The following is a 20,148-nucleotide window of genomic DNA, read 5'->3' as shown; positions in this document are numbered from 1 at the left end:
GGTGCGTGCTCTCGGCGTGCCGGCCGGATGCCCCCGTACTGGACGTACTTGGGCTTTCGGCCGGTGCGGCGAGAGTGCGTGCCGGGCACCGCGACACCGCGGACCTCCGTCAGACACCCCCTAGCCCGGCCGGATCCGCCGCCAGAGCGCCGGGCCCGCGCTGATCAGCAGGGTCAGGGCCACCGCCAGGGCCACGCCCTTCCACGGCTCCGAGAAGAGCGAGCCGCCCAGGATGCCGATCAGGCCGTACGTCGCCGCCCACGCGAGACAGGCCGGACCGTCGCCGCGGGCGAACCGCCGCAGCGGCAGCTCCGCCAGCAGACAGGCCAGCATCACCGGGATGCGCCCCGCCGGGAGCAGCCGGGAGACCACGAGGACCAGGACCCCGTGCTCGTCCAGCCCCGCCTGCGCCTGCGCCTGCTCCAGACGCTCGGGCGTGGCCCGGCCGCGCAGCGTCTCGAGCCAGCGCGAGCCGCCCCGGGAGCGCACCCCGCGCCGCCCGAGCCAGTACAGCGCGACGTCCCCGGTGAACGCGGCCAGCGCGGCCACCGCGAACACCAGCAGCACCCCGACCCCGAACGGCAGCGAATCCTGGTGGAACGCCACCACCGCCGCCGAACTCACCAGCGCTCCCGTCGGGATCACCGGCACCAGCGCGCCGAGCGCCACCAGCACGAACAACGCCGGGTAGCCCACCGCCTGCTGGGTGGTCTCCGGCGACACCTGCCCGACCGCCGCCGCGACCTCGCGCCAGCTCACGGCAGCCGCACCCGCTCGCCGTGGGCGGGAACCCGGACCGTCACCTTCGGCGCGAGCCGCGCCGCACGGTGCGCGAACTCCTCGCCCGGCGCGTGGAACTCGTGCGGACGCACCGCGTCCATCCCGATCGGCCAGTACGTCCCGTAGTGCACCGGAACCGCCGCCGCCGGGGCCAGGTCGGCCACTGCCCGCGCCGCCCGCCCCGCGTCCAGGTGCCCAGGACCCAGGTACGGCCCCCAGCCGCCCACCGGCAGCAGGGCCACGTCGACCGGCCCGACCTCCTCGGCCATCGTGGCGAACAGCCCCGTGTCCCCGGCGAAGTAGGTCCGGGCCGCGCCCTGGACCACGTACCCCAGGGCGGGCGCGCTCTGCGGCCCGAACGGCAGCCGCCGGCCGTCGTGCAGGGCGCTGACCACCCGTACCCGCACGCCGCCCCGTACGGGCACCTCCTCGCCCGGCGCCACCTCCGTCACCACCAGCCCGCGCAGCCCCGCCGTCCGGGCCAGCCCCGGCACCGCCCGGCGCGCACCCCGCGGGACCAGCAGCCGGGTACCGGGCGCCAGCCGCCCCAGGGAGGGCAGGTGCAGGTGGTCCGCGTGCAGGTGCGAGACGAGCACCACGTCCGCCCGCGCGGCCTCGGGCGGGGGCACCGCGCCGCGCCGCCGGCGCAGGTGGGCCAGCCGCCGCGCGAACAGCGGATCCGTCAGCAGCCGCACCCCGGAGTCCTCGACCGTGCACGTGGCATGGCCCCACCAGGTGATCTCCACCGGCACCCGGGCCTCCCTCCCTCAGGACGACGCACGCTGCGCACCGCCCCACGACCCTAGAGGCTGCCCCGTCGATCCGCCCGGAACCGGAACACCGCCGCCCCTCCTCCCCGGCGGTGGATCGGAGTAGGGTCGGGCGGCATGGAAGAGCTGCGCGTGGCCGCGATCGCCAGCCTGGCCCCGCTCGAGGAACTCGACGCCGACCCCTTCGCCGTCGACACCCGCAGCCAGCACGCCGTGTGCGCGCGCTGGGCCGCCGACCGCGGGTACGTCGTCACGCGGCAACTGCTCGTCTACGGGCTGCGCGCCGACCACTGCGGACTCTGGTCGGACATCGACGCCGGGCAGGTCGACCTGTTCGTCGCGGCCAACCCGCGCGTGCTGGCCCGCGCGCTGGGCTCCGTGGAGGAGTTCACCGCCGAGTGCGCGCGCCGCGGGGTGCGCCTGGAGACCGCCGGGCACCAAGAGCCCCCGTACACCGCGGCGATGAAGGCCGAAGTGCACCGCCGGCTCTCCATGCCGACCGCCGGCTACGACGGCACCTAGAAGAGATACCGGCACCCCGCCCCCGGCGCCCCGCCCCCGGCACCCGGCCCCTGGCACCCGGCCCCCCGCCACCCGGCGCCCGTCGTGCGGACCGGGCCGGGCCTGCGCCTCCGTGCGCCGTCGGTGTCGCCCGGCCGGGTGAGCCGCACTGTGCGAGCCTGGGAGGCGGGACGGCGCGGGAGGTTGCGGCGGTGTGGCGAGGACGGTGGCGGACCGCGGGCGGCGCCCTGGTACGGGTGGTCCTCGTCTGGGCGGTGTCCACCCTGACGATGCTCGCGCTGGCCGGGATCCTGCCCGACTTCCGGCTGCAGTCCGGTGACGGCGACAGCATCACGCAGATCGGGCTGACGGCGGCCTGGGGGGCGGGCGCCTTCGGCCTGCTGAGCGCACTGGTCTGGCCGGTGCTGGTACGGGCCCTGCTGCTGGTGCCCGCCCTGGTGCTCGGCCTGCTCGTCTTCTTCCTCAACGGCTCCCTGCTGCTGATAGCCCTCGGCCTGTCCCCGGCGGGGCGCGGCGAGGCGGCCCCGGAGACCGCCGTGGTGGTGGCCGCCGTGATGTCGGCCGTGGCCTCCGCGACGTCGACCGCGCTCGCCGTGCGCGACGACGACGCGTACCGGCGGCGCCTCTACCGCCTCGCCGACCGGCGCCGGCGCCGGCAGCGGAGGGCGGGCGCGCCCGGCGCCGACGAGTCCGCTCCGGGGCTGGTCTTCCTCCAGCTCGACGGGGTCGGCTACCAGACGCTGCGCCGTGCCGTGGGCGACGGCCTGATGCCGGCCGTCGCCGGCTGGCTGGACGCCGGCCACCGCATCGCGCCCTGGCGCACCGACTGGTCGAGCCAGACCGGCGCCAGCCAGCTCGGCATCCTGCACGGCTCCACCTTCGACGTACCCGCGTTCCGCTGGTACGAGAAGGAGACCGGCGAGGTGGTCGTCTGCAACCGGCCCACCAGCGCCGCCGAGCTCCAGCGGCGCGCCGTCCGGCGCACCTGCGACGGCGGGCTGCTCACGCTCGACGGGGCCAGCCGCGGCAACCTGTTCAGCGGGGGCGCCGACCAGCTGGCGCTGGTCCTCTCGGTCTCCGCCCGCAGGGGCCGGGCGAACCGCTCCCGCGCCGGCTACTTCGCGTACTTCTCCGACCCGGCCAACGCCGTCCGCACCGCCCTGTCCTTCGTCGCCGAGGCGGCCCGAGAGATAAGCCAGTCGCTGCGGGCGCGGATCCGCGGGGACCGGCCGCGGGTGGCGCGCGGCGGGCTGTATCCGCTGATCCGGGCCTTCGCGACCGTGGTCGAACGGGACGTGGTCGTGGCGGCCGTGATCGGCGACATGCTGGCCGGGCGCGCCGCGGTCTACGCCGACCTGGTCGCCTACGACGAGGTCGCGCACCACTCCGGCCCGCACGGCCCGGACGCCGACCAGGTGCTGGCGCGCCTCGACCGGAGCCTCGCGCTGATCGCCCGGGTCGCCGAGCACGCGCCGCGGGCGTACCGGATCGTGCTGCTCTCCGACCACGGCCAGAGCCCGGGGGAGACCTTCCTCGGCCGGTACGGGCTGACCCTGAAGGACCTGGTCCGGGCGGGCTGCGGACTGCCCGTCTCCCGCCGGGCCGGCCGCACCCCCAGCGGAGCCGAGGCCCGGGCGGCCGTCCTGGCGGCCCTGCACCGGCCGGTGGAGGAGGGCGAAGAGGCCCATCCGGGGCCAGGATCCGACCCCGTGGTGCTCGCCTCCGGCAACCTCGGCCTGATCTCCTTCCCGGGGGTCCCCGGCCGGGCCTCGCGCGCGTGGATCGAGCGCACGCACCCGGCCCTGCTGGCGACCCTCGTGAACCACCCGGGGATCGGTTTCGTCCTCGTGGACGGCGTGGTGCTGGGCCCCGGCGGAGCGCAGGCCCGCCTCGACGTCCCCGGGGAGGCGGAGGAACTGCTGGCTCCGTACGGCCCCGGGGCGGCCGCGGCCGTGCGCCGGACCGACACCTTCCCCCACGTCGCCGACGTGATGGTCAACTCGGCCTACGACCCGCGGACGGGCGAGGTGCACGCCTTCGAGGAGCAGATCGGCTCGCACGGGGGCCTGGGCGGGGAGCAGGGGCAGCCGTTCCTGATGTGGCCGGCGGACCTGTCCGACCCGGGCGGCGGGCTGGTGGGCGCCGAGGCGGTGCACGGCGTACTGCGGCGCTGGCTGCGCGAGGCGGACGGGCCGCAGGTGCCGGTGCAGGATCGCGGGCCGCAGGTCGCCGTGCAGGACCTCGGGCCGCAGGTCGCCGTGCAGGACCCCGGGCCGCAGGTCCCGGTGCAGGATCCCCGGCCGGAAGCCCCCGTGCTGGATCCCCGGCCGGAAGTCCCCGTGCAGGATCCCCGGCCGCAGGCCCCGGTGCAGGATCCCCGGCCGGCGGCGGCCCTCGACGGAATACTTCCTTCCGCAGGGGACCCCGTGCCGGACGAAACCCGGTGATTTGGCACGTCCTTGACCGTGGTCAACCATGTGGTGACCTGCCCACCATGTGAGACACCCCGAGGCGCACCACCGATGACCAGCACCGCAGCCCCGCCCGCCGAGACGTCCAGGACTGCGGAGCCCCGCCGGAAAGGCGACCGGCGGTTCGGCCTGCCCGTCGCCACCTGCCTGGTCATGGGCAACATCATCGGCGGTGGAATCTTCCTGCTGCCCGCCTCGGTGGCCCCCTTCGGCACCATCAGCCTCGTCGCGTTCGCCCTGCTCACCCTGGGCGCGATCACCCTCGCCCTCGTCTTCGGCCGCCTCGCCGAGCAGCACCCCCAGACCGGCGGCCCGTACGTCTACGCCCGCGCTGCCTTCGGCGACTTCGCCGGCTTCCTCGCCGCCTGGAGCTACTGGATCACCACCTGGGTCTCCAACGCGGCCCTCGCGGTGGCGGCCGTCGGCTACCTCGGGGTGCTCTTCCCCGCCATCGGCGCCCACACGTGGTCCATGTGCCTGGCCGCCCTCCTCGTGCAGTGGCTCCCGGCGCTCGCCAACCTGGCCGGCACCCGGTACGTCGGCGCCGTCCAACTGGTGTCCACCATCCTGAAGTTCGCCCCGCTGCTGCTCGTCGCCGTGGGCGGTCTGCTCTTCTTCGACCCGGCCAACCTCGGCCCCTTCCGGGCCACCGGCCAGAGCGCCGCCGGGGCCGTGTCCGCCTCCGCCGCGATCCTGCTCTTCAGCTACCTGGGCGTCGAGTCCGCCGCCGTCAGCGCGGGCGAGGTCCGCGATCCCGCCCGCAACGTCGGCCGGGCCACCATCCTGGGCACCGCCGGCGCGGCGGCCGTCTACCTCCTGGGTACCCTCGCCGTGTTCGGTCTGGTCCCCCACACCACCCTCGTCTCCTCCCAGGCCCCCTTCACGGACGCCGTCAACGCCATGTTCTCCGCAGACGCAGGGGCCGGCGCCACCTGGGGCGGCACGGCGGTCGCCTGCGCCGCGGTGATCTCGATGGCCGGAGCGCTCAACGGCTGGACCCTGCTCAGCGCGCAGACTCCCTACGCCGCCGCCAAGGACGGGCTCTTCCCCGAGGTCTTCGCGACGAAGCGGCGCGGTGTCCCGGTGGCCGGCGTGATCGTCACCGTCGTCCTCGCCTCCGCACTGACCCTCTACAACTACACGGCCGGCTCGGACGGGGTCTTCGAGGTCCTGGTGCTGGTGACCACCTTCACCGCGACCGTCCCGTACCTGCTCTCCACCGCGGCGCAGCTCTACTTCCTGCTCTCGGGACGGCCCGAGCACGTCGACCGCGGGCGCCTGCTGCGCGACGGCGCCCTCGCCGCCCTGGCCTTCGCCTTTTCCCTGTGGCTGGTGGCGGGCTCCGGCCACGCCGCCGTCTACCAGGGCGTGCTCTTCCTCTTCGCGGGGGTGGCGGTCCATGCCGTGATGGCCGCGCGCAAGCGGCGCGCGGCGCTCACGCCCGCGGAGTAGTTTGGAAGGAGAGGCCAGTCAGGGGGGCTCCAAGGGGCCGCCATGTCCGCGATCAGCAAGAGCATCGACATCGACCGCCGGCCCGAGGACGTCTACTCCTACCTGACGGATCCCACGCACCTGCCGGAGTGGCAGGACAGTGCCGTATCCGCCGTTCCCCTGGGCGACCTCCCCGTCCACGTCGGTTCGAAGGTCCTCGTCACCCGGCAGATCGGCAAGCGAAGGATCCCCACGACCATGGAGTTCACCGAGCTCGACCCGCCGCGGAGCTGGCACATCCACGGCGTGGACGGGCCGGTCCGGCCGGACGTACGGGGCCGCATCGAACCCCTGGACGACGGGTCCCGCTCCCGCGTGACCCTGTCCGTCGACTTCGAGGGCCACGGCATGGGCAGGGCCCTGGTCCCCCTGGTGGTCAAGCCGATGGTGCGCAAGGAGATGCCCCGGGGCGAGGAGAAGCTCAAGCACCTGCTGGAGCACTCCGCGACCTGACGCCGCGACGCGACTCCCCGACCCGGCTCCGCCGCCTGAAAACGGGATGCCGCCGGGTGCGCGGTGTGCCCACACTGGGCGCACCACGCACCCGAACTCCCGAGGACATCCACGCCCGTGCAGGCCGCCGTCACCGTCACCCCCGCCCAGATCCCCGAACTCCTCCTCGGCCTCGCCACCGTGCGGCCCGTGTTCCTGTGGGGCGCGCCCGGCATCGGCAAGTCCTCGCTGGTACGGAAGTTCGCCGACTCGCTCGGCCTGGAATGCGTCAGCCTGCTCGGCACCCAGCTCGCCCCCGAGGACCTGATCGGCGTACCGCAGATCCGTGACGGCCGTTCCGTCTTCTGCCCGCCCGAGGCCATCGCGCGCGACGAGCCGTACTGCCTCTTCCTCGACGAGCTCAACGCCGCGAGCCCCGATGTCCAAAAGGCCTTCTACTCCCTGATCCTGGACCGCCGGATCGGCTCCTACGAGCTGCCCGCGGGCTCCATCGTGATCGGCGCGGGCAACCGGGCCACCGACAACGCGCTGGCCCGGCCCATCGCCTCGGCCCTCGTCAACCGCCTCACCCACGTCCACCTCCAGGCGTCCGCCCAGGACTGGCTGGTCTGGGCCGGCGAAAACGGCATCCACCCCTGGGTCACCGACTACCTCACCGACCGCCCCGACCACCTCTGGTCGCAGCCGCCCAAGACGGAGGAGGCGTTCTCCACCCCCCGCTCCTGGCACATGCTCTCCGACGCCCTGCACTCCTTCGGGACCGGCCTGGACGAGCAGACCCTGAAGGTCGTCGCGCACGGTACCCTCACCCCCGCCCACGCCGTCTCCTTCTGCGGGTACGCCAAGATCGTCCGCCATACCTTCGGCATCGAGGCGATCCTCAAGGGCGACGCCTCCTGGCCCACCCGCCTCGCCGACCGCGACCTGCTCTACTACCTCGCCGAGGCCTTCCGCGGCCGCCTGGTCAAGGAACTGCCCGCCCGGCGCGAGCACCTTTCGCCCGCCGTCCGGCAGACCGCCTACCGCGCCAAGTCGCTCCTCGTGCAGCTCGCCGAGATCTCCGTCGAAGTCGCCCAGACCGTCATCGCCGACGACGCCGACGGCCTGCCCGTCCTGCCCGCCTGGTTCCTCGTCGAGGCCGCCCGCGACATGCCCCGCCTGGTCGAGGCACGCCGGTGAGCCGCCGTACGCAGCAGAAGGCCAAGCCCGACCCCGCCACCCAGGCCTTCGCCGAGGGCCTGGCCCTGGTCAAGCGGAACCCGGCCCTCGCCGCCGTCGACGCCACGCTCTGTCGCGAGGCCGTCTGCGCGGCGGCCCCCGCCCGGGGCCTGGCCGTGGTGACCTCCAACGGCACCGTCCACCTCCACCCCACCCGGCTCGCCGAACCGGCGGAGTGGGCCTGGACGATCGCCCACTGCCTGCTGCACCTCGGCTTCGGGCACGTCCCCGCCGCCACGGAGCGCGACCGCCCCCAGCCCGACCGCTTCGACCTCGCAGCCCGGTGCACCGTCGTCAACCGCTTCCTGCTGACCTCGCCGGCCGGCCGGGCCCCCGACCACCTGCCCGCGGAGTACCCCGGCGGGGACGAGGAGCTGCTCGCCGCCCGCTGGCGCCGCGACGGCATCCCGCCGGTCTACGAGCACTGCGGCACCGCCGGGGAGCAGCCCGACCAGGTCCTCGTCACCTGGCCCGCCCGGGACGGGTCGGCCGGCACGGTCCCCGACTGGGAGACCGCCTTCGCGCACGCCCTGACCCGGGCCGTCTCCGCCACCATGGAGCGGGCCGGGGGCCGCGAGGACCGCGAGCCCCGTCCCTGGGACCGCGCCCTGAACTGGTTCGTCTCCTCCTACCCGCTCCTCGGCGGGCTCGCCGCGGGCATGCGGATCGTCGCCGACGCCGAGCTGGCCCGCTCCCACGGCATCGCGATCGCCGCGGTCAGCGCGGCCGCCGGGGAGATCTACGTCAACCCGCTGCGCGTCCTCACCGACGGCGAATGGCGGTTCGTCCTCGCCCACGAGATGCTGCACGCCGCCCTGCGCCACGGCGAGCGCCGCGGCGCCCGCGACCCGTACCTGCACAACGTCGCCGCCGACTACGTGGTCAACGGCTGGCTGGTGGAGATGGGCGTCGGCGAGATGCCCGAGGGGCTGTTGTACGACCCGGCGCTCAAGGACCTCTCGGTGGAGGAGGTCTACGACCGCATCACCACCGACCTGCGCCGCATGCGCCGCCTCGCGACCCTGCGCGGCAAGGGCCTCGGGGACATCCTGGGCGAGCCGCCGGCCCACGGCGGCAGCGTCCCGTACGCGGACCTGGACGACTTCTACCGGCGCGGCCTCACCCAGGGCTTCGACCTGCACGAGTACGGCGGGCGCGGGCTGCTGCCCGCCGGGCTGATCCAGGAGATCCGGGCGCTCGCCCACCCGCCCGTGCCCTGGGACGCCCGGCTCGCCCGCTGGTTCGACGAGTTCGTGCCGCGTCCCGTGCCCGTCCGCTCCTTCGCCCGTCCGGCGCGCCGCCAGGCGTCCACGCCGGACATCCCGCGGGCCGGCCGCCACTTCCCGCCCGAGGAGACCGCCCGCTGCACCTTCGGGGTGGTGCTCGACACCTCGGGCTCGATGAACGCCGCCCTGCTCGGCAAGGCGCTGGGCGCCATCGCCTCGTACGCGCAAGCCCGCGAGGTACCGGCGGCGCGCGTCGTGTTCTGCGACGCGGCGCCGTACGACGCGGGCTATCTGCCCCCGACCGAGATCGCGGGCCGGGTGAAGGTGCGCGGGCGGGGCGGGACCGAGCTGCAACCGGGGATCGACCTGCTGCAGCGGGCGGAGGACTTCCCGCCCGGGGCCCCGGTGCTGGTGATCACGGACGGGTGGTGCGACACCCTGCGGATCCGGCGCGAGCACGCCTATCTGGTCCCGCAGGGTGCCTCCCTGCCGTTCACACCACGAGGGCCCGTCTTCCGACTGACCTGACGGTTTAGTCGAGGTAGTCGCGCAGCACCTGCGAACGCGACGGGTGGCGCAGCTTCGACATGGTCTTGGACTCGATCTGGCGGATGCGCTCACGGGTGACCCCGTACACGCGGCCGATCTCGTCCAGGGTCTTCGGCTGGCCGTCGTTGAGGCCGTAGCGCATGGAGACCACGCCCGCCTCGCGCTCGGAGAGCGTGCCCAGGATCGACTGGAGCTGCTCCTGGAGGAAGGTGAAGGAGACCGCGTCCGCGGGCACGACCGCCTCGGAGTCCTCGATGAGGTCACCGAACTCGCTGTCGCCCTCCTCACCCAGGGGGGTGTGCAGGGAGATCGGCTCGCGGCCGTACTTCTGGACCTCGATGACCTTCTCGGGGGTCATGTCGAGTTCCTTGCCGAGCTCCTCCGGGGTGGGCTCGCGGCCCAGGTCCTGGAGCATCTGGCGCTGCACGCGGGCGAGCTTGTTGATGATCTCGACCATGTGCACGGGGATGCGGATGGTGCGCGACTGGTCGGCCATGGCGCGCGTGATCGCCTGGCGGATCCACCAGGTCGCGTACGTGGAGAACTTGAAGCCCTTGGTGTAGTCGAACTTCTCCACGGCGCGGATCAGGCCGACGTTGCCCTCCTGGATCAGGTCCAGGAAGAGCATGCCGCGGCCGGTGTAGCGCTTGGCGAGGGAGACCACGAGGCGGAGGTTGGCCTCCAGCAGGTGGTTCTTGGCGCGGCGGCCGTCCTCGACGAGGATCTCCAGCTCGCGCTTGAAGGCGGGCTTGTGGTCCTCCTCCTCTTCGAGCTTGTACTCGGAGAACAGGCCGGCCTCGATGCGCTTGGCGAGCTCGACCTCCTGCTCGGCGTTGAGGAGCGGCACCTTGCCGATGAGCTTGAGGTAGTCCTTGACGGGGTCGGCGGTGGCACCGGCCACCATGACCGTCTGCGCCGGGGCGTCGTCCTCGTCGTCGTCGGACAGGACGAAGCCCTGGGCGCCGCCGGTCTTGGGGGACTCCTCCTCGGCCTCGTCGACGAGGTCCTCGGCTGCCCAGTCCTCGCCCTCGACCACGGGGGTCTCGGCCTCGTCGGCGTCCTTGGCGCTGGTCTTCTTGGCGGCCGTCTTCTTGGTGGCGGTCTTCTTCGCGGCGGTCGCGGTCTTCTTGACCGTCCGCTTCTTCGGCTCGGCGGCGGCCTCGGCCGTCACCTCGTCCTCGGCGGCCGACGGAGCGGATATCGCCGCCGCGGTGGCCGGGGGAGCGGCGGCCGCGGTCTTGCGCGCGCCGATGGGGCGGGGCGCCGCGGCGGCCTTCTTGGCCACCGTGCGGGCGGGGGCGGCGGCTGCCTTGCGGGGCTTCTTCGCAGCCGTCTTGGTGGCGGGGGCGGCGCTGACGTGGAGGGCGACACCCTCCTCGTCCAGGACCTGGTTCAGGCTGCGCAGGACCCGCTTCCACTGGTCCACCGGGATGCGGCCGGCCTCGAAGGCCTGGCGCACGTCGTCACCGTTGATGTGACCCTGCTCGCGGCCGCGCTCGACGAGCGCGACGAGGGCCTCCGATTCGGCGATCTCCGGAGGGAACGTACGGGACGGGCTGAGCGACACAAGGAGCCTCTCGTTGCGAACAGATAGGGGTGGGCGGGACATCATCGCGCGAACTCGGGAAACAGACCCGAGGGGGGTCTGTATTCCGGGGCCGCGCGATGACACCTGTCGGTTCATCGCATGCCCGAGTCGATTCGTTACGCGCTGAATTGAGTGACCTGCGCCACGCTGTGGCCGCGCAACCTGACCGGAGCAGATCCGTCCGCCTCGTCCGTCAGCCCGTTTTGCGGGCTTCGATGAGGAAGCGGGCGGTGTGCGCGACGAACGGGCCTTCGCGTTCGATCCGTTCGTGCAGCTCGCGCAACCGGTCCCGGTACCGCCCGACCGTGAAGCCGGGCACCATCCAGATCACCTTCCGGAGAAAGTAGATCACGGCTCCGATGTCGTGGAACTCCGTGCGCAGCCGTTCCGCGCGCAGATCGACGACTTCCAGGCCGGCTTTCGTGGCGTCCGCCACAGCGTCGTCGGGGTGCCGGGCGCGCCGGATCTCCTCCGGCTGCGGGCCGAGGAAGTACTCGACGAGCTCGAAGACGCTCGCCGGACCGACCTGCTGGGAGAGGTAGCAGCCGCCCGGCCGCAGGACCCGCGCGATCTCCTCCCACCAGACGGTCACCGGGTGCCGGCTGGCGACCAGCTCGAAGGCCTCGTCCCCGAAGGGCAGCGGCGGCTCGTCGGCGTCGGCGACCACCACCGCGCCGAGCGGGTGCAGGAGCCGGGTCGCCCGCTCGATGTTCGGCGGCCAGGACTCGGTGGCCGCCGTCAGCCGGGGCAGCGGGCCCGCGCCCGCCAGTACCTCGCCGCCGCCGGTCTGGATGTCCAGCGCGGACCCCACCCGGGCCAGGCGCTCGGCGAGCAGCCGCTGGTAGCCCCAGGACGGGCGCTGCTCGACGGCCCGGCCGTCGAGCCAGGAGAAGTCCCAGCCGTCCACCGAGACGGCCTCGGCCTCGGCGACGAGGTGGTCGAAAGTGCGTGTCATGTCTGGATCGTCCCAGGTCGGGCCCCGGCCAACCACCGGATATGCCGGCCGTCGACTACAGTGGACGCGGGCCGTGACTGGCGTTCGGGTGGATCACCACCGGGGAGCGGCCCGGCGTACGTCCCGTACGCCGACTGCCGCGCGCCTGGGCGAACCGCGATCCGCAGCGACGTTCAGGAGACCCCGTGACGACTGCCCAGACTGCCTCTGCCCGGCTGATGGACGGCACCGCCCTCGCCCGCCGCATCTCGGAGCAGACCGCCGTGCACGCGGCCAAGCTCACCGAGCGCACCGGCACCGCGCCCTGCCTCGCGACCGTGCTGGTCGGCGAGGACCCCGCCTCCGTCACCTACGTGCGCATGAAGCAGAACCGTTGCGCCAAGGCCGGGATCACCTCCCGCCACGTGGAGCTGCCGGCCGAGACCACCACCGGGGAACTGGTCGCCACCCTCACCGCCCTCTCCGAGGACCCGGAGATCAGCGGCATCCTGCTCCAGCACCCCGTCCCGCACCACATCGACGAGCGGGCCGCCTTCGAGGCCATCGCCCCCGGCAAGGACGTCGACGGGGTCACCATGCACTCCTTCGCCGCCATGGGCTTCGGACTGCCGGGCTTCGTCTCCTGCACCCCGGGCGGCATCATGCGCCTGCTCGCCGCCTATGACGTGGACCTCACCGGCAAGCACGCCGTGGTCGTCGGCCGCAGCGCGATCCTCGGCAAGCCGGCCGGGATGCTGCTGCTGGAGCAGAACGCCACCGTCACCTACTGCCACTCCCGCACCCGCGACCTCTCCTCGATCGTGCGCCAGGCCGACGTGCTGGTCGCCGCCGTGGGCAAGGCCGAGTTCATCCGCGGCGAGGACATCAAGCCGGGCGCGGTGGTCCTGGACGCCGGCTACAACGAGGGCAACGTCGGCGACGTGCACTTCGAGTCGGCCGCCGCCCGCGCCTCGCTGATCACGCCCGTACCCGGCGGCGTCGGCCCGATGACCATCGCCGTACTCCTCGAGCAGACCGTCCAGGCCGCCGCCGCGCAGGCCGGACTCGCCCTCGCGGACCTCTGACCCCTCCGCACCGCCTTCCGCACGGCGAGCGCCCCGGGCCCTCGGGCCCGGGGTGTTGTGTTACCCGTTACCCCCGGTAGCGGACCGAAGGACGAGCACCGCCCCGGAGGCCGGCCGGCTCAGGCCCCCGAGGCGGCCGCCTCCCGGGCCGCCGCGACGATGGGGGAGGCGCCGAACTCCCGGGCCAGGGCGTCCAGCGGGCCGCTTTCCAGCCGGCAGGGGTCGGGGTGGACACCCTGCGCGCAGGCCGCCCGGCGCCGGCAGGCAGCCGCCAGCATGGCGGCGTCGGCGATCACGGCGGCCCGGTCCTCGGCCAGGCCCTGCCCCCGCGCCGCCTCGTACGCCGTACGCCGCACGGCGGGGTCGAACCACGAGGCCAGCGCCAGGATGCCGTCGTCGATGACGGACTCGCGGTGGACGAGGCGGATCCCGACCGGCGACCACCAGGCCAGCGGCACGGTCCGGACCCGGCCGGCGGCGGACCCGCGCAGGGCCTTCCACAGCGGACGCAGCCGCCGGTACCGGCCGAAGTCCTGCCAGGCCGCCGACCCGCCGACCAGCGGAACGATGAACCCCGCACCGATCATCAGAGCCGCCCCGGAGGCCAGGGACAGGGCCAGGTCGGCCGGGACCACCCAGTCCCGGCCGGCCCAGCGGGCCGCCACCGAGGCCCACTTCGCGGCGAGGTAGGTCAGGTCCAGCAGACCGCCGACCACGATCAGCGCCAGTCCGGTGCGCAGCGGGCGCAGCGAACGGTCCGCGCGCCGGAGCCATTTCCCGCACAGCACGGTCAGGGCCGAGGTCCCTACGGTGTGGGCCAGCAGGAAGCAGACGATCATCTCGCGGATCCACGGCGTGGTCGCGTAGTACGTGTCCAGGTCCCGGACCCGCTCCACGGGGGCGTCGCCGATCACGAACAGCACGACGATCGCGACGGTCGCCGCGCCGTAGGCCGCCACGGTCAGCCGGGTGGCCCGGCGCACCGCCGCGGGCGGGCCGCCGCGCCACTGCAGGACCAGCACCACGCACGTCCCGGAGAAGACGGTGATCAGGCCGAACACCAGCGGCGCGGAGAAGTTGACCACGCCGGTGAGCCGGTTGACCGTGGAGATCGTCGACGGCGACGCCAGGAACGTGAGGGGGGCGCCCACGGCGAGCAGCGCGCACGCGGCCCGGTTCAGCGGCCGGTCCACGTCCCGGCGCAGCGTCGGCGCCTTGATCAGCAGCGCCAGGACCATGACGGACGCCGGCAGGTAGCGCAGGACCTGCTCGCTCACCGGGCCCGGCCGACGGGGTCGGCCGGGCCGACCGGGTCCACCGGACCGGGCGTCACCGGACCGTCCGGGCCGGGCGCCGGCGGTCCGGACGGGCCGGGCACCGGGCCGAGCCCGGCGACGGCCCGCTCGGCGGCGGTGAGCGGCGGCGCCTTGAGAGCGTCCCGGTCCGAGGCGCGCAGGACGTGCCAGACCACCGAGGGGTGGAGCCAGTGGGTCGGCGCACTGCTCATGGTGAGCACCTTGAACAGGGCGGCGGTGAGCGCCTCGTGGGTGGTCGCGCCCGTCATCAGCCGGTTGACGTAGGCGTTGAGCAGGCCGGTTCCCGCGCGCGGCGTCATCCCGGTGGCCCCCGGATACAGGATGTCCTGCGAGGTGGCGAGCTCCCAGGCGGTGCTCACCTGGGGGGCGATCGCGCGCTGGGCCTCGCGGCCGAAGCCGGCGTGCGCCAGTCCCTTCTGCCGGAGCAGGGACCGTACGGCCAGCAGCCCCTGGGCGGCGACGGTCATGCCCTGCCCGTACAGCGGGTTGAAGGTGGCCACCGAGTCGCCGACGGCGAAGAAGCCGTCGGGCAGCCCGGCCTTCTCGAAGTAGATCCGGCGGTTGGCGGTGCCCTGGGTGACGGCGACGTCCGTCAGGGGCTTCCTGCCCTCGAGGAGTTCGCCGACGATCGGGTCCCGGATGCCCTTCGCGAAGGGGATGAACCGGTCGGGGTCCCCGGTCGGCTGCCCGCCGCGGGTGCCGGAGAGGGTGGCCTGCCACCGGCCGTTCTCGATGGGCACGATCGTGGCCGTCTGCCCGGGGACGGGCACCCGGGGGTCCGACTGCACGTTGACGATGGGGAAGCCCATCTCGTGGGCTCCGGCCGGGGCTTCGAAGATCCTCGTCGCGTAGACGAGGCCGGAGTCGACCTCGGCCTGCCGGATGCCGGTCACCCCCAGGGCCTGGAGCCAGGTCCGGGCGCGCGAGCCGCGTCCGCTCGCGTCGACCACGAGGTCCGCGGCCAGCAGCACGCCCGCCTCCTCGGGTGTGTCGACCCGTACGCCCGTGACCCGGGCGGCGGTGCCCTCCAGGGCCCGGACCCGGCTCCGCTGGAGCGTGGAGACACCCTTGAGGCCGGTCACCCGTGCGCGGACCACCGAGTCGAGGAGGTCGCGGCTGCACGAGATGTTGAACTGCTTCTCCCCGACGCGCGGGATCCAGCCCTGCGCGGTCTTGGTCACCAGGTCGGTGGGCAGGCTGCGGCGGATGGCGCCCGCGCCCGTCCAGTCGTCGGTGATGCCGGGCAGGATCTTCTCGATGGCGCGGGCGCCACCGGACCACAGGAGGTGGGTGTGCCGGGCCTGCGGGAGTCCGCGCCGCGGCGCGGGGCCCTCGGGGAGGGGGTCCGCGTCGACGACGGTGACCGTCGCGTACTCGGCGAGGACGGCGGCCGCGAGCAGGCCGGCCAGACTGCCGCCGATGACGACGGCGTGGCGGGGCGGGGAAGACTGGGTCATCGTGCGTGCTCTCTGTCGGGGCCGTGCTGTGAGGGCATCGGCGCGAGGGGTGCGGTGGCCGGGGGGGCACCGGTCACCGTCGTGACACGGGGCTTCCCCAGCCGAGCGAGGTCTTGATGCGCTCGATCGCCTCGGGGAACTGTTCTTCCCGGGGCGCAGGCAGGTACGGCCTGAGGAGTTTGCCGAGGTGCAGGCCGAAGATCTCGGCCCGGATCTCCGCGGGATCGCCGTGGTCGGCCCGGGCGGCGGCCTGGCGGACCACTTCGGTCAGCCCGGCGTCGCAGTGCAGCAGTTCGGTGAGGTCGCCGTGGCGTCCCGTCAGGCGCGCGGCCACCGCCATGCCCGGCCCGTGGCTGTCGCAGGTTCCCTCGTGGACGTGCCACAGCTCGTGGGAGGCGATGACGAGCTGGTGCTCGGGGCGGGTGCGCTCCTCGATGACGAGCAGGTCGCGCTCGTCCATCTCCAGCCACAGCCCGCTGGCGGTGTCGGGCGGGAAGGAGGCGAAACGGATCTCGACCTTCCGGCCGCCGCGGCGGCGGGCGTACGCGGCGCACAGGCGCCCGATGATCTCGGCGGCGCCGGCCGGGGGCGTCAGGCGGGCGTCCGCCAGCAGATCCCCGGCGAGGCCGCGCATCGCCCGAGTGGTCCTCATCGCGTGTCCCCCTCGGCGGTCGGGTCACCGGTCGCCGGGCCCGCGGCCGTCGGATCCTCACCGGTGCCGGCAGGGGCAGCCGGCCGGCCGAGCTGGCCCTCCCGGGCGAGGAGATCGTCCAGGTGGTCGGCGAGGGACTTCCAGCCCCGCGGGGAGAGCCGGCCCGCCCGGGTGACGATGCTCCGCACGTCGTGCGCCCGCAGCACGGCGAGCAGGGGATTGTCCTGCTGCCGTTCCGCGGACTCGAGTTCGCGTGCGACGGCGGTGAGCGCGGTGCCCAGCGCCTCGGTGTCGTCGGACAGCAGGAAGCCGCCCTCCACGCCGAAGAACCGCTGGATCCCGGCGGCCGCGGCGAGGTTGGGCAGGCCCTCTCCCTGGACGAGGCGGGTCAGCGACTGGCCCGAGGCGTCGAAGGACTTGGCGATGGCCGCCAGCGAGTGGGCCTGCCCGTCCTCCCGCAGCCGGGTGCGGCGCAGGTGCTCGAACCGCTCGCGTACCTGCTCCTTCAGCGGGAGCCGGGGCGGCCTGCCGTCGAGGGTGAGCCGGATGGCCTGCGGGGTGATGCCGGTGAGGTGGGAGAGGTTCTCCAGATCGTCGCGACCCTCCGGGGCGAGGGCGAGGGCCCGTTCCACCGCGCTCTTGGCGTCGGCCAGCAGGAAGCCGGCGTGCACCCCGAAGAAGCGCTGTACGCCTGCCGCGTGACCCAGCCGGGGCAGTCCCGTCCCCGCGTTGAGGGGGCCCAGTGAGGCACCGGGTGCACCGAAGTCGTCCGCTATCGCGGCGAGCGGCCACTCCCGGCCGTGCTTGTCGCGGCGGGTGGCGCGCAGCCGCAGGAAGCGCAGGTGCACGCGCTGTTCGAGTGGCAGCTCGGCGGCCCTGCCCGCAACGACCGCCGGGATCCTGCACGGTTCGACCCCGGAGAGGTGACTCAGGCGCGGGAGGGCCAGTACCCGGGCCGGATCCTGTCCGTGCCGCTCCGCCAGCTCCTCCACGCGACGCCAGAGTGCGGCGAGATCGGGTCGGGCGGTGGCTCGCACCGGCTGCTTCTCCGTAAGTCGACAAGACGTTCGAGGGGCTGGGGTTGCGTGAAGCCTAGCCGTCCGCTCCGCGCCGAACCAGCGGTAACGCAACATTTCCTGCCGTACGGCTCAAAAAAGGTTGGCATGAACTCGGACGTAATCGGCCCCGCCGGGCCGCCCGACAAGGTGGGGCATCAGGTTCCGGGGGCCGCGCACTCGGCTCCGGCGCCCGTACTTCCCCTCCACGCTTGCGCTGCTTGAACTGCGCCTCGTCCTCAGGGTGTTCGGCGGCGTGGGTCGGCTGCCTCGCCTCGCGCCGCAGGCCGCCGGCCTTCCCCGCGTAGTTCGCCATCGAGGCGAACTACTCCCGGGCCGCGCTCAGCCTGCTCTCCCTGCTGGTCTGGTTCACGCCCACCACCGCCGGCCTGGTGTGCATCCCCCTGCGGGCCGTCACCGTGGCCACGTTCGCCGTGCTCCAGCAGCTCGCCCTGCGCGCAGTGGCCAAGTGGTGTGGCGGGACGAGGAGTCGGCGCGGCCCGTCGGCTCCAGCCGACTGATGCCGCGCCGCTCCCGCCACGTGCGGAGCAGGCCGCCGACCGTGGGCATCGTGGTGGTCATGCGCCCGACGGTAGCCGAGCCGGTCCGCCCCGGTCAGCCCAGATCGAAGACGTTTCGCAGGCCGAGACGGTAGCGCCACAGGTCGTGCCGCTTGGCGGACTCGACCTCCGGCGCACGGTAGAGCGGCTGGACCGTGCACCGGGCGGCCGGCGAGCCGTCCCGGTCGAGCAGTGAGTTGACCGCGGCGCGGGCGGAGGCGTTCGCGCCCTCCATCGTCGCCAGGTCGATGTCGACCGCCACGTAGTCCCCGCTGAGGAAGAAGTTGGGAATGCGGGTGCCCGCGCTCGGCCGGTTGTGGAAGGTGCCGGTCGGGTGGATCAGCAGCTCGTCCTGGTTGGTCGGGTTCGGGGTGCCCAGCCCCTCCACGCCCGGATCCAGGAACCACGAGTGCAGCGCGGAGTCGCTCAGCAGCGTCTTCCCGGTGTCGTTGAGGGAGGCCTTGAGCTGGGCCCACACCTCGCGCGCCACCTCCTCGCGGGTGCACTGCTTGGCCGTCTTCCCGTACAGGATGCCGGGCTTGTCCCACTCCGAGATGTCCACCGACAGGCAGTCGACCGCCGTGCCGTCGCCGTAGTCGGCCGGGAAGTTCCGGGAGGGCCAGTGCTCGGCCTGCTGGATCGCCGTCAACGACCAGGCGGAGTCGATGCAGTTGAGGTGGCCGTGCACGAGCGGGGCGCGTTCGGTGAGGTAGAACTGGATGCCGGTCATCCAGTCGGTCTGCAGTCTGTCGCAGCGCCCCAGCATCGGATCGGCAGCCCGCAGCGCGGTGCTCCAGGTCCGCCGGGCGTGCTCGACGGGCAGCGCCGAGACGTAGTGGTCGGCGGTGACCGTCTGCCGCGCGCCGTCCGGGTCCAGGACGGCGACCCCGCTCACCCGGCCGTTCCCGTACTGCACCTCCCGCACGGTCCAGCCGATGCGGAACTCCACGCCGAGGGAGCGCAGATGGGTTTCCCAGGGATCGATCCAGGCCTCGTTGGTGGGCAGGTTGAGGATCCGGTCCGGCGGGCCGTCCGCGCCGCGGCCCAGCAGGTTGAAGACGAAGGCCTCGCCGAGGGTGCCCACCGTGCGGGTGGAGGCCTCCTCCGCCTTGGTCGCCACGATGTTGCGGGTGATGCCGACGGCCAGGATCCGCTGGTACTCGCTCGACATCTGCGCCGCGCGGACGAAGTCCCACCAAGGGGTGTGCTCCCAGACCTCGTTGCGCCGCTCGTCGCAGCTGGTCAGGAAGACGAGCACCCGGTTGACGAAGTACGCCGTCTCGTGGAGCGGCAGCCTGACCAGCGACTGCAGGATGCCGGTGAGGGCGCGCCTGATCTCTTCGGGGGTCAGCTCGGCGGGGGAGTGCTCCGGCCAGGGGATCGGCGCGCGCAGGTCCTCACGGCCCGCGGCCCGGGCGAACATCATCTCGCGCGGGGCGACGAGGTTGTCCCACACCCCGTTCGCGTTCCCGGGGAAGGGGATGCGCCGCATGGTGTCGGGCAGGTTGTGGTAGATGCCGGGGATGAAGCGGAAGCCGTGTTCGGCCGGCAGCGGCCGGCGGCCGCCCCGGGCGCTGCCGGGCACGTCCATGCTGCGGGCCTTGCCGCCGAGCGCCCGGCGTTCGTACACGGTGACGGCGTACCCGCGCTCGGCGAGTTCGTGCGCCGCGGTCAGCCCGGCCACCCCGCCGCCGAGGACGGCGACGCGCCGGCCGTTCGGCGCGGCCCCGGCCCCCGTCGCTGCCGTCGCCGGTGCTGCCGCCGGGCCCACCGTCAGGGCGCCGCCGGCAGCCGCGGCGGCCGCGGTGCCCGCGATGAACGTACGTCTGGAACTGCCTGTGCTCACCAATTGAGGTGCCGCCCCTTCGTTCCCTTGTTACCGCTGGTAATGATCACGTCCGGCGCAGGAGCATAGGGGCGGCGGGTGGGACGCGGAAGGCTCGGAAAGTACCCGAGCGCACTATGGCGCGAAAGGTTCGCTCCGGCGCGCACTGTGGGAACCTTGACTCCACGTCACGGGC

At 73.7% G+C, this 20,148-nt stretch carries 16 protein-coding genes and 1 riboswitch; of the genes, 7 read left to right on the top strand and 9 right to left on the bottom strand.

Features of this window, described 5'->3' with window-relative positions; genetic code table 11:
• Positions 1 to 120 precede the first annotated feature (120 nt).
• Both AB0D44_RS17945 and AB0D44_RS17940 read right to left on the bottom strand, forming a co-directional pair.
• Complete coding sequence (locus AB0D44_RS17945; RefSeq protein WP_362591415.1) at positions 121 to 759, bottom strand: VTT domain-containing protein; 639 nt, start codon at positions 757 to 759, stop codon at positions 121 to 123.
• Positions 756 to 1,532 (bottom strand): MBL fold metallo-hydrolase, encoded by a 777-nt coding sequence (locus tag AB0D44_RS17940; RefSeq protein ID WP_362591412.1) that lies wholly within the window; start codon positions 1,530 to 1,532, stop codon positions 756 to 758. The genes AB0D44_RS17945 and AB0D44_RS17940 overlap by 4 nt, the downstream gene beginning before the upstream one ends.
• A gap of 135 nt (positions 1,533 to 1,667) precedes the next feature.
• Here AB0D44_RS17940 and AB0D44_RS17935 point away from each other — a divergent pair, with 135 nt between their 5' ends.
• The 6 genes from AB0D44_RS17935 to AB0D44_RS17910 all read left to right on the top strand — a co-directional run bounded on the left by AB0D44_RS17935 (position 1,668) and on the right by AB0D44_RS17910 (position 9,459).
• Complete coding sequence (locus tag AB0D44_RS17935) at positions 1,668 to 2,072, top strand: hypothetical protein (protein ID WP_362591410.1); 405 nt, start codon at positions 1,668 to 1,670, stop codon at positions 2,070 to 2,072.
• Positions 2,073 to 2,263: 191 nt separating this feature from the next.
• Positions 2,264 to 4,519: an alkaline phosphatase family protein gene (locus tag AB0D44_RS17930; RefSeq protein ID WP_362591407.1), complete on the top strand. Its 2,256-nt coding sequence runs from the start codon at positions 2,264 to 2,266 to the stop codon at positions 4,517 to 4,519.
• 75 nt (positions 4,520 to 4,594) lie between these two features.
• Positions 4,595 to 5,995: an amino acid permease gene (locus AB0D44_RS17925; RefSeq protein WP_362591404.1), complete on the top strand. Its 1,401-nt coding sequence runs from the start codon at positions 4,595 to 4,597 to the stop codon at positions 5,993 to 5,995.
• A gap of 42 nt (positions 5,996 to 6,037) precedes the next feature.
• Complete coding sequence (locus AB0D44_RS17920) at positions 6,038 to 6,487, top strand: SRPBCC family protein (protein WP_362591401.1); 450 nt, start codon at positions 6,038 to 6,040, stop codon at positions 6,485 to 6,487.
• Between the two features lie 117 nt (positions 6,488 to 6,604).
• On the top strand, positions 6,605 to 7,666 hold the full coding sequence (locus tag AB0D44_RS17915) for a MoxR family ATPase (protein ID WP_362591398.1): 1,062 nt from the start codon (positions 6,605 to 6,607) through the stop codon (positions 7,664 to 7,666).
• Positions 7,663 to 9,459: a hypothetical protein gene (locus AB0D44_RS17910; RefSeq protein WP_362591395.1), complete on the top strand. Its 1,797-nt coding sequence runs from the start codon at positions 7,663 to 7,665 to the stop codon at positions 9,457 to 9,459. The genes AB0D44_RS17915 and AB0D44_RS17910 overlap by 4 nt, the downstream gene beginning before the upstream one ends.
• 4 nt (positions 9,460 to 9,463) lie before the next feature.
• On the opposite strand, the gene AB0D44_RS17905 is transcribed toward AB0D44_RS17910, so the two are convergent.
• Positions 9,464 to 11,047, bottom strand: coding sequence for an RNA polymerase sigma factor (locus tag AB0D44_RS17905; RefSeq protein ID WP_362591393.1), 1,584 nt, complete (start codon positions 11,045 to 11,047; stop codon positions 9,464 to 9,466).
• A 214-nt stretch (positions 11,048 to 11,261) separates the two neighbouring features.
• The gene (locus AB0D44_RS17900; protein WP_362591390.1) at positions 11,262 to 12,023 is read right to left on the bottom strand and encodes a methyltransferase domain-containing protein; all 762 of its coding nucleotides are present in this window, start codon (positions 12,021 to 12,023) and stop codon (positions 11,262 to 11,264) included.
• 63 nt (positions 12,024 to 12,086) lie between these two features.
• Positions 12,087 to 12,181, top strand: a riboswitch (ZMP/ZTP riboswitch).
• 60 nt (positions 12,182 to 12,241) lie between these two features.
• Between AB0D44_RS17900 and AB0D44_RS17895 the strand changes: the two genes are divergently transcribed.
• Positions 12,242 to 13,087, top strand: coding sequence for a bifunctional 5,10-methylenetetrahydrofolate dehydrogenase/5,10-methenyltetrahydrofolate cyclohydrolase (locus AB0D44_RS17895; protein WP_362591427.1), 846 nt, complete (start codon positions 12,242 to 12,244; stop codon positions 13,085 to 13,087).
• Between the two features lie 119 nt (positions 13,088 to 13,206).
• Here the strand turns inward: AB0D44_RS17895 and AB0D44_RS17890 are convergent, their stop codons facing one another.
• The 5 genes from AB0D44_RS17890 to AB0D44_RS17870 all read right to left on the bottom strand — a co-directional run bounded on the left by AB0D44_RS17890 (position 13,207) and on the right by AB0D44_RS17870 (position 19,976).
• Positions 13,207 to 14,364 (bottom strand): DUF6545 domain-containing protein, encoded by a 1,158-nt coding sequence (locus AB0D44_RS17890; protein ID WP_362591387.1) that lies wholly within the window; start codon positions 14,362 to 14,364, stop codon positions 13,207 to 13,209.
• Positions 14,361 to 15,860 carry a pyridine nucleotide-disulfide oxidoreductase gene (locus AB0D44_RS17885; protein ID WP_362591384.1) on the bottom strand — a complete coding sequence of 500 codons (1,500 nt, stop codon included), beginning with the start codon at positions 15,858 to 15,860 and terminating at the stop codon, positions 14,361 to 14,363. The genes AB0D44_RS17890 and AB0D44_RS17885 overlap by 4 nt, the downstream gene beginning before the upstream one ends.
• Positions 15,861 to 15,933: 73 nt before the next feature.
• Positions 15,934 to 16,512, bottom strand: a complete 579-nt coding sequence (locus tag AB0D44_RS17880) for a toxin-antitoxin system, toxin component (protein WP_362591381.1) — start codon at positions 16,510 to 16,512, stop codon at positions 15,934 to 15,936.
• A complete protein-coding gene (locus tag AB0D44_RS17875) occupies positions 16,509 to 17,549 on the bottom strand; it encodes a hypothetical protein (RefSeq protein ID WP_362591379.1) in 1,041 nt (346 codons plus the stop codon). Before AB0D44_RS17875 ends, AB0D44_RS17880 begins: the two co-directional genes overlap by 4 nt.
• A 633-nt stretch (positions 17,550 to 18,182) precedes the next feature.
• Positions 18,183 to 19,976 (bottom strand): FAD-dependent oxidoreductase, encoded by a 1,794-nt coding sequence (locus AB0D44_RS17870; protein WP_362591376.1) that lies wholly within the window; start codon positions 19,974 to 19,976, stop codon positions 18,183 to 18,185.
• Between the last annotated feature and the right edge of the window lie 172 nt (positions 19,977 to 20,148).

The organism is Streptomyces sp. NPDC048349 (assembly GCF_040651925.1).
Taxonomy (GTDB): domain Bacteria; phylum Actinomycetota; class Actinomycetes; order Streptomycetales; family Streptomycetaceae; genus Streptomyces.
The sequence above is the reverse complement of the archived record's forward strand: the minus strand, read 5'-3'. Positions and strand labels throughout refer to the sequence as shown.